General features: G+C 68.1%; 12 protein-coding genes. 5 read left to right on the top strand and 7 right to left on the bottom strand.

Features of this window, described 5'->3' with window-relative positions; all coding sequences use genetic code 11:
- Both HUW62_RS16550 and HUW62_RS16545 read left to right on the top strand, forming a co-directional pair.
- Positions 1 to 669: J domain-containing protein (locus HUW62_RS16550; protein ID WP_255203466.1), on the top strand; the 669-nt coding region annotated here is incomplete at its 5' end.
- A 27-nt stretch (positions 670 to 696) separates the two neighbouring features.
- Positions 697 to 1,464 (top strand): CvpA family protein, encoded by a 768-nt coding sequence (locus HUW62_RS16545; protein ID WP_176435003.1) that lies wholly within the window; start codon positions 697 to 699, stop codon positions 1,462 to 1,464.
- Here HUW62_RS16545 and clpX read toward each other — a convergent pair.
- Positions 1,454 to 2,527, bottom strand: a complete 1,074-nt coding sequence (gene clpX / locus HUW62_RS16540; protein WP_176435002.1) for an ATP-dependent Clp protease ATP-binding subunit ClpX — start codon at positions 2,525 to 2,527, stop codon at positions 1,454 to 1,456. The two genes, HUW62_RS16545 and clpX, sit on opposite strands and share 11 nt — an antisense overlap.
- A gap of 226 nt (positions 2,528 to 2,753) precedes the next feature.
- Here clpX and speA point away from each other — a divergent pair, with 226 nt between their 5' ends.
- Positions 2,754 to 4,760: a biosynthetic arginine decarboxylase gene (gene speA / locus HUW62_RS16535; protein WP_163868486.1), complete on the top strand. Its 2,007-nt coding sequence runs from the start codon at positions 2,754 to 2,756 to the stop codon at positions 4,758 to 4,760.
- 76 nt (positions 4,761 to 4,836) lie between these two features.
- Here speA and HUW62_RS16530 read toward each other — a convergent pair whose 3' ends face one another.
- From HUW62_RS16530 to HUW62_RS16510, 5 genes are all read right to left on the bottom strand, one after another.
- Complete coding sequence (locus HUW62_RS16530) at positions 4,837 to 5,364, bottom strand: hypothetical protein (RefSeq protein WP_163868485.1); 528 nt, start codon at positions 5,362 to 5,364, stop codon at positions 4,837 to 4,839.
- A 121-nt stretch (positions 5,365 to 5,485) separates the two neighbouring features.
- The gene (locus HUW62_RS16525; protein WP_163868484.1) at positions 5,486 to 5,920 is read right to left on the bottom strand and encodes an OsmC family protein; all 435 of its coding nucleotides are present in this window, start codon (positions 5,918 to 5,920) and stop codon (positions 5,486 to 5,488) included.
- Between the two features lie 31 nt (positions 5,921 to 5,951).
- Positions 5,952 to 7,175 carry a deoxyhypusine synthase family protein gene (locus tag HUW62_RS16520; protein ID WP_163868483.1) on the bottom strand — a complete coding sequence of 408 codons (1,224 nt, stop codon included), beginning with the start codon at positions 7,173 to 7,175 and terminating at the stop codon, positions 5,952 to 5,954.
- A gap of 58 nt (positions 7,176 to 7,233) precedes the next feature.
- Positions 7,234 to 7,503: a hypothetical protein gene (locus HUW62_RS16515; protein ID WP_163868482.1), complete on the bottom strand. Its 270-nt coding sequence runs from the start codon at positions 7,501 to 7,503 to the stop codon at positions 7,234 to 7,236.
- A 12-nt stretch (positions 7,504 to 7,515) separates the two neighbouring features.
- On the bottom strand, positions 7,516 to 7,986 hold the full coding sequence (locus HUW62_RS16510; RefSeq protein ID WP_163868481.1) for an Rrf2 family transcriptional regulator: 471 nt from the start codon (positions 7,984 to 7,986) through the stop codon (positions 7,516 to 7,518).
- A gap of 81 nt (positions 7,987 to 8,067) precedes the next feature.
- Between HUW62_RS16510 and HUW62_RS16505 the strand changes: the two genes are divergently transcribed.
- A complete protein-coding gene (locus tag HUW62_RS16505) occupies positions 8,068 to 8,886 on the top strand; it encodes a PHP domain-containing protein (RefSeq protein ID WP_163868480.1) in 819 nt (272 codons plus the stop codon).
- Positions 8,887 to 8,907: 21 nt separating this feature from the next.
- Here HUW62_RS16505 and HUW62_RS16500 read toward each other — a convergent pair whose 3' ends face one another.
- Positions 8,908 to 10,380, bottom strand: coding sequence for a D-arabinono-1,4-lactone oxidase (locus HUW62_RS16500; RefSeq protein WP_163868479.1), 1,473 nt, complete (start codon positions 10,378 to 10,380; stop codon positions 8,908 to 8,910).
- Positions 10,381 to 10,588: 208 nt separating this feature from the next.
- On the opposite strand from HUW62_RS16500, the gene HUW62_RS16495 reads away from it, so the two are divergent.
- Positions 10,589 to 12,265 carry an arylsulfatase gene (locus HUW62_RS16495; RefSeq protein ID WP_176435001.1) on the top strand — a complete coding sequence of 559 codons (1,677 nt, stop codon included), beginning with the start codon at positions 10,589 to 10,591 and terminating at the stop codon, positions 12,263 to 12,265.
- The last annotated feature ends 7 nt before the right edge of the window (positions 12,266 to 12,272 follow it).

Here is a 12,272-nt window from a genome sequence, read left to right as displayed (position 1 = left end):
GCGGGGGCGGTGCCCTCCGTCGCGCCCATGGCACCGCCCCCGCCGCCCGTGGGAGCCCTGTCACCGCCTCCGCCACCGAACGCGGCCAAGGGCCCCGGCCTGGACGAACACCAGCTCGAGGACCTCGCGTCGCGCTGCGCGAAGCTGGACCAGAGCGACTACTTCGAGGTGCTCCTCCTGGAGCGCACCGCCACTCCCGCCGACATCAAGAAGGCGTTCTACCGGGAGAGCCGCACCTACCATCCGGACCGCTTCTTCCACATCGAGGACAAGCAGCTCAAGGAGCAGGTGCACGAGCTCTACAAGCGCGTCACCGAGGCCTACTACGTCCTGCGCGACGACACGAAGCGCAAGAAGTACCTCGCCGACGTGGCGGGCTCGGAGCGCGCGCAGAAGCTGCGCTTCACCGAGGCGTCCGAAACCGAGACGAAGGCCGCCGCGAAGAAGGAGCAGGAAGAGCAGATCGGCACCCACCCCAAGGGGCGCCAGTTCTACCAGCAGGCCCAGAAGGACATCGACGCCGGCAACTGGTCCGCCGCCGAGCGCAACCTCAAGATGGCCCTCACCTACGAGCCCTCCAATCCCCGCTACAAGGAGAGCCTGGCCGAAGCGCAGAAGCGCCTGTCGGACGAGGCCAAATCCAAGGGCGACTCGTTCAAGATTCGCTGACGTCGTCCGGAGGCGCGGCAAAGCCCCATGGTCATCGACCTCATCATCCTGGGCACGGTGCTCTTCTTCGGGCTCATCGGCGCCTTCACCGGCGCCTCCCGACAGGTGGCCAACTGGGTGGGCCTGGCGCTGGGGTTCTTCGCCTCACGCCGGCTCGGCCCCTTCGTCGCGCCAAGGCTCGCGGAGGCGCTCGACGGCCCGCTGCTCCTCGGCCTCCTCCTGGGCACGGTGCTCCTCTTCGTCGGCGTGTGGCTCACCGTGCGCTACGCGCTGGGCGCCCTGCTCCAGCGCTTCCTCTCCACCGGCAAGCAGAACGAGAACCAGGGCATCGACCGCTTCCTGGGCTTCGTGCTCGGCGCGGGGAAGACGGCCGCCTTCGCGTGGATGGCCCTCAGCGCGATGACCTTCTTCGAGCAGCACGTCATCGTCGCCGGCAAGCGCATCGGCGTGTCGCCCAAGGACTCCCTGGCGGCACAGGCCGCGCGCCGCTTCAACCTCTTCGAGATGACCCAGTTCGCCCCCATGGACGACATGGTCCAGGTGGCCAAGGCGGCGGGAGACCCGGAGCGCGCGGCCTCGCTGAGGAACGACCCCGCCTTCAAGGCCCTGCGCAAGGACCCGCGCTTCCAGCGGCTCCTCCAGGACGACAAGGTGAAGCAGGCGCTCGCCCGGGGCGACACCGCCGCGCTGTTGCGCAACGACCTGGTCCTCCAGCTCATCCAGGACCCGGACATCGCCGCCCGACTGGGCGCGGCGGCCCGGGCCTCGGAAGGTGACGGGGACGTCACACGTTGAGCTGCACGGCGTCCAGCCCCACCAGCCGCGGGCGCACGTAGTCCGCGTCCACCTTCACCTGTCGACGTCGCCGCTCGGGCGCCTCGAACATGATGTCCGCCATGACGTGCTCCAGGATGGAGCGCAGCCCGCGAGCCCCCAACCCGCGCGTCGCCGAGTAGTGCACCACCTCGCGCAGCGCCGCGTCGTCGAACTCCAGCTCCAGTTCGTCCATGGCCAACAGCTCCCGGAACTCGCGGACGATGGAGTCCGGCGGCTCCGTGAGCACGCGGATGAGGTCCGCCTCGCCCAGCAAGTCCAACTGCACCACCACGGGCAGTCGTCCGAGGAATTCCGCCAGCATCCCGAACTCCACCAGTTGCCTGGTGCTGATGCGCTTGCGGGGGCCCTTGGAGGCGCCGTCCGCGCCGAAGCCCAGGGGACGGCTGGAGGCGTCGTCACCCGCTTCGTGCAAATCGCTGAAGGTGCCCGCGCAGATGAAGAGGATGTCGCGGGTGTCCACCTGGACGAAGTCGCTCTTGTTCCAGGCCTGGGTGACGTTGAGTGGGACGTACACCTCGCGGCCCTCCAGGAGCTTCAGCAGGGACTGCTGCACGCCCTCGCCGCCGATGTCCCGGCTGCCCGCGCCGTTGCGGGCGCCCTGGGAGCGGCGGGCAATCTTGTCCACCTCGTCCACGAAGATGATGCCCCGCTGCGTGTCCTCGACGGAGTGGTTCGCCTTGAGGAGCAGGTCGGAGATCATCACCTCCACGTCTTTGCCGTAGTAGCCCGCCTCCGTGTACTCGGTGGCGTCCACGGTGGTGAAGGGCACCTGGAGGATGTCCGCCAGGTTGCGGGCGATGTGCGTCTTGCCGCTGCCGGTGGGGCCAATGAGCAGGATGTTGGATTTCTTGATGAGGGACTGCCTCCGCAGCTTCCGAGCCTGTACACGCTTGAGGTGGTTGTGGGCGGCGATGGCCACCGCCCGCTTGGCGGCGTCCTGGCCGATGACGTAGCGGTCCAGTCGCTCGAAGATTTCCCGAGGGGTCAGCGGCGCTTCTTCCCTGCGTGCGGACGACTCCATGTACCCTTCCCTTCTATCCACGCGTCCTCCCGACACTCCGTCCAAAGGGTAGGAATCAGATGGAAGGTCCGCCCGCCAGGACAGGGGCCCGGGGAGGTCGCCTGCTCGCCAGCTCGCTGTCCCTTCAGCCGGCTGTTGTATGCGGGGGTGCTTTCCTATAGTTCCCGCGCCCCTCCAGTGTTGACTGGAGTCCACCCTCCGTTTCCCTGGGAGCCTCGAACCGCCGATGCCCGCAAACGCCCCTCCGCACCGCTGGACCCTCGCTGACGCGCACGAGCTCTATGGAATCCGGAACTGGGGCTCGCCCTACTTCGGCATCAACGACAAGGGCCACGTCTGCGTCCATCCGGACGGCCCCCAGGCCCCCAGCATGGACTTGAAGGACCTGGTGGACGAAGTCCGTCGCCGGGGCATTGGACTGCCGCTGCTCCTGCGCTTCACGGACGTGCTGCGCCACCGCGTCGTCCACCTCAACGAGGCCTTCCGCAAGGCCATGGCCGACCAGGGCTTCAAGGGCGGCTACCGGGGCGTCTACCCCATCAAGGTGAACCAGCACCGCTACGTGGTGGAGACCATCATCGAGGCGGGCAAGGGCTACAACTACGGCCTGGAGGCCGGCAGCAAGCCCGAGCTGATGGCGGTGATGGCGCTCCTGGAGAACGAGGAAGCGCTGGTCATCTGCAACGGCTACAAGGACGAGGAGTACATCGAGACGGCCCTCTTCTATTCGCGCCTGGGCCGCAACGTCATCCTCGTCGTCGAGAAGCCCAGCGAGCTGCCCCTCATCGCGGAAGTCTCGCGCCGCACGGGCATCACCCCGCGGCTGGGCATGCGCGTGAAGCTGTCCACCCGTGGCGCCGGCAAGTGGGAGGCCAGCGGCGGAGACCGCTCCAAGTTCGGCCTGTCCTCGTCGGAGTTGATGAACTGCATCAGCTTCATGAAGGACACGGGCCTGTTGCCCGCCTTCGAGCTCCTGCACTTCCACCTGGGCAGCCAGATCTCCAACATCCGCAACGTGAAGAACGCGCTGCGCGAGGTGGGCTGCTTCTACGTGGAGGTGGCGCGGCAGGGCGCGCCGCTGAAGTACCTGGACGTGGGCGGCGGCCTGGGCGTGGACTACGACGGCTCCCAGACGAACTTCGCCTCCTCCATGAACTACACGACGGAGGAGTACGCCAACGACGTCGTCTTCGGCGTGATGGAGGCGTGTGACCGCGCTGGCGTGCCGCACCCGACGCTCGTCTCCGAGTCGGGCCGCGCCGTCGTCGCGCACCACGCGGTGCTGGTGGTGGACGTGCTGGGCACCAGCGAGTTCGACCCGGCGCACGTGCCGGACAAGGTGGACGACAAGGCGCCCTCCGTGGTGCGCAACCTCCTGGCCACCTTCCGCGAGGTGACGAACAAGAACCTGCTGGAGGCGTGGCACGACGCGCAGGACGCCAAGGAGGAGAGCCTCACCCTCTTCTCGCTGGGCCACCTGTCGCTGGAGCAGCGCGTGGCGGCCGAGAACATCTACTGGGCCACCTGCCACAAGATCATGCGCATCGCGAAGGAGGCCGGCGAGATTCCCGAGGAGCTGGACTCGCTCGAGAAGGCGCTCAGCGACACGTACTTCTGCAACTTCTCCGTGTTCCAGTCGCTGCCGGACTCGTGGGCGATTGATCAGCTCTTCCCGATGATGCCCATCCACCGGCTGTCGGAGAAGCCGACGCGCCGGGCGACGCTGGCGGACATCACCTGCGACTCGGACGGCAAGATCGAGCACTTCATCGACAAGCGCGAGGTGAAGGACGCGCTGGAGCTGCACGCGCTCAACGATGATGACTACTACCTGGGCATCTTCCTGGTCGGCGCGTACCAGGAGATTCTCGGCGACCTGCACAACCTCTTCGGAGACACGCACACGGTGCAGGTGTCGCTGGCGCCCAACGGCGGCTACCTCATCGACCACGTGGTGGCCGGTGACACCGTGACGGAAGTGCTGAACTACGTCAGCTACAGCAGGGACGACCTGGTGGCGCGGCTGCGCAAGTTCACCGAGATGGCGCTGCGCCAGGGCCGCATCTCCCTGGACGAGTCGCGCACCCTGCTGCGCATGTACGAGGACGGCCTGTCCGGCTACACGTACCTGGAGCGCGGCGTGGACGCGAGCTTCGCCGGCAGCGCCAGCCAGCTCCGCCTGGTGCCGGTGCCGGACGCCACCCGTCCTCCGGTGTCTCCGTCGGGCACGTAGTCACTTCGCCTTCGCCGCTTCAATCCCCGCCCTCCGCCGCGCCCCTCGAGGGGAAGCGTCGGGGGGCGTGGTGTTTTCAGTAGCTGGCGATGAGGGGCTCTCCGGCGCCGAAGGGCGTGGGCTCGTCCGCGAAGGCGACGTCCGCCGCGCGGGCCCGCAGCCGCTGGAGCCCCACCTGTTGAAGCTCACCCCGGGCGAGGAGCGACTCGAAGTCGAAGCTCGCCAGTCGCAAGTCATGGAGCTGGAGTCGGGCCAGCGTGCTCCACAGGGACAGGCGGGCCTCGGTGGCCGTGCACAAGGCCTCCAGTTCGACGAGGCGACTCAGGGGCGAGTAGCGCACCCAGTGGCCGTTGAGCTTCAGGCGGCCCGCCTTCTCCATCACCCACGCGACGCGGGACTTGAGCGGGTCCTTGCGCACGGCCAGGGCCCGCATCACCGCTTCCAGGGTCCGCTGGTCCTGCCGCAGCTCCGGGATGAGCGCGGCCAGGAAGTGGCCCACGGGGTTGCCGTGGTTCTCGGACTCGGTCCGCCGCGCCAGCTCCAGGCCCGCCACCGAGCCCGCGTGGTGATCGCTGAGATAGATGCCCAGCCGCTTCGCATCCATGTCGTCCCTCCCCGCCCCGCGGCTCCATTGCCCGCCAGGGAAGGGTTCTCACGCGGAAGCCCCCGGGCAGCCTTCGCCCGGAAGCTCCAACGGACGGTGGACAGACGGACAGGCGCCCGGCTCAGTCCGGGTAGCTGAACGTCATGGGCAGCTTCACCTCGGGGTGGAGGCTGCGGGCCACCGGACACTCGCGGCCCACCTGCTCCAGCCGGGCGCGGTGCTCGGCGGAGAGGCCCGCGGGCATCTGGAGGTCCAGCACCAGCTCGCCGATGCGGCGCGGCGGCGGCGTCATGCGCTTCTCCACGCGGGCGCGAATCTCGCCCAGGGAGATGCCCTCGCGAGAGGCGAACAGGTGCATCGTCGTCACCGCGCAGGACATCAGCGCCGCGCCCACCAGGTCCGTGGGCGAGAAGCTGCCGCCGGTGCCGCCGTTGTCCCGGGGCGCCTCCGTCTGGAGGCCCGCGTTGGAGGGCCCGTGGGTGAGCTGCGTCTTGAACTGGGCGTGGCTGACCAGGGTCATCACCACGCCGGTGGCAGGGGGCTGTTGCGTGCTCATGGGTTGGCGCTCCTTGGAGCCTGGGGGTGCTCTAGCGGACGTAGGCGTCGTGCTTCTTCGCGTCCTTCTTCGTGGAAGGCTCCGCCTCCTCCACGCTCCAGTCCAGCGTCTTCATCAGCGCCTTGCTGCGCTTCTTCACGTCGGCGTCGAGGAAGGTGATCGCCTCCGGCAACCGGTCCATCAGCCGCATGGGCTTGCGCTTGTTCTTCGGCTCGTTGAGCAGCGCGTGCGTCAGCCAGGGGAACACGGCCGTCACGTCGCAGTGCACGTAGACGGAGCCCGTCTCCACTGCTTCCACGGAGACCTTGCCCCAGGTGTGGCCCTCGCCCGCGGGGCAGCTGGACAGCGCGCCGTTGTCCACCGGGTCCACGCAGAACTGCACGTCGATGTCGAAGCCCGACGTGGGGACGTTGAGAATCTGGTCCAGCAGCGGCTCCCCCTGCAGCGTGTAGTTCTTCGGCACGCCGCCGCCGAGAATCCAGATGGCCAGCCGCTTGCTGCCGTTGTGCCGGCAGAAGTGCTGCATCGCCGCCATGGAGTAGACGTCGTCGTTGATGTCGAGCTCGAACTTGAACTCGGGCCCGAGCAGGCGCTTGAGCTTGACGATGTTCAGGAAGATGGAGCCGTCCTGCACCGCGCCCACCCAGATGGGGACCGCGTGCTTGTAGCAGGTGGACAACAGCGACGGCTGCTTCACACCCAGCTGCTTTTCGATGCCGTGGATGGCCTTGCCGAGCAGGAAGTGGAACTCCGGCGTGGTCATCTTCTTCTGGAACTCGGGCTGCCGGATGATGGCGGAGAAGAGGCGGTCGGTGTCGAGCAGCGCCTCCTCCCAGAACCCCAAGTCGTAGATGCGGATGATGCGCGCCAGCCGGTACTGGAGGTCGCCCGCGTTGGGGTTCACCTCGCGGATGGCGTGGCCGATGATGCGGTGGGCGTCGTGGTAGAGGTTCGCCCCCGTGGTGGTGATGGCGGAGATGATGCCCTTCTCGATGAGGGGAATCAGACAGCTCTGGTGCAGGCCCGCCGGCGTCATCGCGCCCGACAGAGTGAGGAAGATGGACGCGTCGTCCTCCATCGACTTGGACATCAGCTCGAACGCCGTGCGCTCCTGGCGGCCCACGTAGGCGCTGAAGGCATGGGCGAGCAGCTCCGCCGGCTTCTCCTTGCCGGTGATGGGACGCGGGTCCGCCTTGCGGGCGCCGGAGTACGCGGAGCGGAGGGACTTCTTCGGGTTCGAGGAGGTCTTGGCCATGGCGCGGCGATCTAACACCGCCCGCCCGCCAAGGGGAGCACCGCCTGAGCCTCCGCCCCTACTTGCGACGGCTCCCGCGCTTCTTGGGGGCGGCGTCGGCCGGAGGCGCGCTCAACACCCGCTCCCGGACCTCGTCGGGCGTCAGGTCCTCGGTGTCCGCCACCACACAGGAGACGAAGGCCAGCTCCGCGAGCACTCGGCGGGCGCGCTCGCGCTCCGCGGGGTCCTTGGAGCCCAGCGCCTCCGAGGCCGCCGCCACGTAGCTGCTGGCGAGCGACTCGAAGAGGTACACCCGGTTCTCGATGCTCGTATCGGCTTTCTTGGCCATGGGGCGGGCAGTCTAGGCCCGCGCCGTCACGGGCGGCGAGCCGGACTCCGGGGCGCCCTTGAGTTCAGTCATCGCCAGACGGTCCAGCGTGGTGGAGCGGTACACGTCCAGCATCCGCTGCTGGCCCAGCTTCCAGACGCCGTACATGGTGCAGCTCCCGGTGGCCTTGCAGCCATCGTGCTGCGTGTCCTGGCAGACATTGACGTGGACGGGCCCCTCGACCGCCTCGATGACGTCCAGGAACGTCACCTCGCGCGCGGGCCGGGACAGGGCATAGCCCCCGTGCGCGCCCCGGGTGGAGCGGACGAGCTTCCGGGAGACGAGGACCTTGAGGATCTTCGCGAGGAAGTCCTCGGGCACGTCCATCCGGCGCGCGATTTCCCGGAAGGGAACCATGCGCTCCAGGGGTTGTGAGGCCAGGAAGGTCATGGCCCGCAGCCCGTACTCAATCTTTCGTGAGATTTGGAGTGGGTGCGGCGGCATCGCCCTTGACGTCGTCCGTGGTTTGAAGAAGAGCCTAGGTCGCGACAGTGCGGCTTTCAACCGCTCGCCCCGGAGCCCGAGATGATCGACCTGCACTCCCACACCACCGCCAGCGACGGCCAGTACTCGCCCACGGAGCTGCTGGCGCGCGCGGCGGCGGCGGGTGTGACGGTGCTGTCGGTGACGGACCACGACACGGTCGCGGGGCTCGCCGAGGCCCGCGAGGCCGCGCGCGCGCATGGCGTGGAGCTGGTGCCGGGCATCGAGGTCTCCGCCTTCGTCCTGGGGCGCGAGGTGCACATCCTGGGGCACTTCGTGAGGCCGGATGACGAGGACCTCGCGCGCTTCGCCCAGCGCCTGCGCGGCGAGCGCGAGCAGCGCATGGAGGCCATGGTGGCGAGGATGCAGCACCTGGGCTTCCCTGTGCGCATGGAGCACGTGTTGGCCGTCGCGGGGGATGCGCAGTTGGGCAGACCTCACCTGGCGCGAGTGTTGGTGAACCAGGGCTGGGCGGTGGACATGAAGGCCGCGTTCGACCGCTTCCTGGGGACGCGGGGCATGGCCTGGGTGGAGCGCTTCAAGCTGGACGGCGCGGACGCCATCCGCCTCATCCGCAACGCGGGCGGCACGGCGACGCTGGCGCACCCGGGCTCGTCCAAGGCGGAGCGGATGGAGATTCGCGAGCTGACCAAGGCGGGGCTCTCCGGCCTGGAGGTGATGCACGCGGACCACAACCCGGGGCTGCGGCAGAAGTACCTGGCGCTGGCGAAGGAGCACGACCTGGTGCCCACCGCCGGCAGCGACTTCCATGGCGAGGCCGTGTCCGCCGAGCACCGCCTGGGCACGGCCGCGATGGCGCCGGAGCTGTTCGCGAAGCTGAAGTCCCGCGCCACGGCGTGAGTCCTCCGACGGGGCGACACTTCAGCCCCAGGAGACCACGGGCTCGGGCGCCTCCGCGTCTTCGTCCCGCGACTCCAGCCTCCGGGTGGGCCCGAAGACACGGGCCACGAAGTCGTTGACGAACTTCCCATCCGGGTCCTGGGCGCGCTGCACGGTGCGCAGCGCATGCCAGCGAACGCCATACATCCGCTCCATGTCCTCCTCCGTGGCCCGCGTCGCCTTGCCCAGGTGCACCTGGCCGCCGTACTTGAGGAAGATCTGCTCCGCCTCCTGGAACACGGCGCTGGAGTCGACGGACAGGCTGGGCGCCAGCTCGATGAAACACGTGCGCCGTCCCACGCCCGGCCCCACCGTCGCCATGGACGTCGCGGGGGTGAAGCGCACCTCGACGATGCAGACGAAGCGCCTGCGCTCCAGCAGCTCCAACACCTCCTGGAGACACTGCCGGTGCCGCGCGAAGGGAACGCCGTATTCAATCTCGTCGTGGTGGTAGAAGAGCTGTCGCGCGAAGGCGGCACACATCGGCAGCACCGTCTTGCGCCCCTGCTGCGTCAGCTTCATGAAGAACAGGCCGAGCTTCGCGAAGGGCTCCGTCAGCATCAGCACCCGTGACAGGCCGAGCAGGTAGCCCGACAGCAGCATGTCCATCAGCTCCAGCCCCATCTTCTTCACGTGACAGAGCACGGAGGGCGGATGCGTCGTGCGGTTCCACACGTTCATCCGGATGTGCTCCGCGTCCACGCCGCCCACGTAATAGAAGCTGACGTGGTCATTCGCGTCGAGGACCTCCTCCAGGTGGTCCTCGGCCCACCGACGCGGGACGACCTCCAGGCGCTTCTCCAGGTTGAACGCGGAGACACACTGCAGCTCCAACTCGGTGACGACGCCGCAGGTGCCAATCGAGCCGGCCACCGCATGGAACCCGGGCGTGCCGCGCACCAACGTCCTCGCCTCGCCCGCCGCGTCCATCACCCGCAGCGACAGCACCTGTTCGGAGAGGAAGCCATGCGACTTGCCGGTGCCGTGCAGGTCCGTGCCAATCAACGCCCCCAGGCTCTGCGCGTTCGTGGACCCGAGCACCGGTAACGAAAGTCCGTGCGCCAGGAGTTGTCGGGTGAAGTCGCGCAGCCGGATACCAGCCTGCACGCGCACCACCTTCCGCTCCACGTCGACGTCCAGGATGCGGGCCTGCGCGTCGAGCGAAATCAAGGTCCCCTGGGTCAACGGACAGCGGTTGAACGAGTGGCCTCCGCCCACGACGCGGACCTTCTCCGACTCCCGGACGATGCGCCCCAGCGCCTCTTCCGTCTCCGGCCGCTCGAAGCGCGCGGGCTGACATTCGAAGGTCCGGCTCCAGTTGCGCCACGTTCCGCACCAGCGGGTGAAGCGACCTTCATGCAGCGTCGTCGTTCCCCCCGACGCGACGTAGACAGCGGTATTGAGCGTGTTGAGGCGCCACGTGCGAGCGATGCGCCGGATGCGGTCCAGAGTCATGGTCCCCCCTCTTGTCTCGAAGGAGGGAGGCGCGAAGGCCGGGGGTGTGAGCCGTCGGCGCGGAGCAACGCTCGCCTGGACGCTCGGGTTCGGGAATGGAGACCTCGCGCACCGCCCCCCAGGGCAGCTCGCCTCTTGCGCCACCCCACCCCACCTTGCCAATCGGCCGGACGGAGTTCACCGACGGCGGGGCAACGGGGGCGGGCGCATGGCGTTGATCGGAAAATCCAAGAAGAGCAATGGCAATGGCAATGGCAATGGCCACGGCAAGCAGCCGGGAAAGAAGCCGAACATCCTGGTCATCTGGGGTGACGACATCGGCCTGTGGAACGTCAGCGCCTACAACCAGGGGATGATGGGCTACCGGACGCCCAACATCGACCGCATCGCCCGCGAGGGCGCGTTGATGACGGACTGCTACGGCCAGCAGAGCTGCACCGCGGGCCGCGCCGCCTTCATCACCGGCATGAACCCGCTGCGCACGGGCCTCACCACCATCGGCATGCCGGGCGCCCCCTACGGCCTGCAGGACTCCGACCCCACCATCGCGGAGCTGCTCAAGCCCCAGGGCTACGTGTGCGGCCAGTTCGGAAAGAACCACCTGGGCGACTCGAACCGCTACCTGCCCACGGTGCACGGCTTCGACGAGTTCCACGGCAACCTCTACCACCTCAACGCGGAGAACGAGCCGGAGTGCCCCGACTACCCGAAGGACCCGGCGTTCAAGGAGCGCTTCGGTCCGCGCGGAGTCCTCCACTGCTGGGCCACGGACCGCGATGACCCGACGGAGGAGTCGCGCTGGGGCCGCGTGGGCCGGCAGAAGATTGTCGACACCGGGCCGCTCACCAAGAAGCGCATGGAGACGGTGGACGAGGAGTTCCTCAAGTCCTCCCTGACGTTCATGGAGCGCGCGGCCAAGGACGACAAGCCCTTCTTCATCTGGCACAACACCACGCGCACCCACGTGTGGACGTTCCTTCAGGAGAAGTACCAGAACAAGACGGGCAAGGGCCTGTACGCGGACGCGATGACGGAGCTGGATGACCACGTGGGCGTCCTGCTGAAGAAGCTGGATGACCTGGGCCTCGCGGACAACACCATCGTCGTGTTCTCCACCGACAACGGCGTGGAGAAGATGGGCTGGCCCGACGGCGGCAACGCGCCGTTCCGCGGAGAGAAGGGCTCGACGTGGGAAGGCGGCGTGCGCGTGCCCTGCGTCGTGAGGTGGCCCGGCGTCATCGAGGCGGGCACCGTCATCAACGACATCTTCGCCCACGAGGACTGGATGCCGACCTTCGTCGCGGCGGCGGGCGGTCCCGAGGACATCGTGGAGAAGTGCAAGCAGGGGCACACCGTGGGGAAGAAGAAGTTCCGCGTGCACCTGGATGGGTATGACCAGCGCGGGCTGCTCGCGGGCACGGAGCCGGGACAGCGGCACGAGTTCATCTACGTGCTCGACAGCGGCAACATCGCGGCGGTGCGCTACGACGACTGGAAGGTCATCTTCAGCTACCAGGATGGCCGCGGGCCGGACATGTGGTTCAGCGGAAAGCGCTTCAACCCCGCGTGGCCCTACCTCATCAACCTGCGCTCGGACCCGTTCGAGGAGGGACTCTTCTCCGGCCTCTATACGAGCTGGTACGGCGAGCGCATGTTCCTCTTCGTCCCGGCGCAGGGCCTGGTGAAGAAGTTCGCGGAGAGCCTCATCGACTACGTGCCCAGTCAGGCCCCGGGCAGCCTGAGCATCGGCCCCCTCAAGGACAAGGTGAAGGAGAAGATGAAGGAGGCCCAGCGCGAGGGGAAGTCGGAGGTCGGCGACCAGGTGATGTCGCTCGCCAACGAGGTGGAGGAGGCCATCCGCCGCTTCCAGCAGAGCCACGCCTGAGCCGGCG

The organism is Myxococcus sp. AM011 (assembly GCF_013372595.1).
GTDB classification, from domain to species: domain Bacteria; phylum Myxococcota; class Myxococcia; order Myxococcales; family Myxococcaceae; genus Myxococcus; species Myxococcus eversor.
Note: the sequence above shows the minus strand (reverse complement) of the source record. Positions and strands in the feature narration are given on the sequence as shown.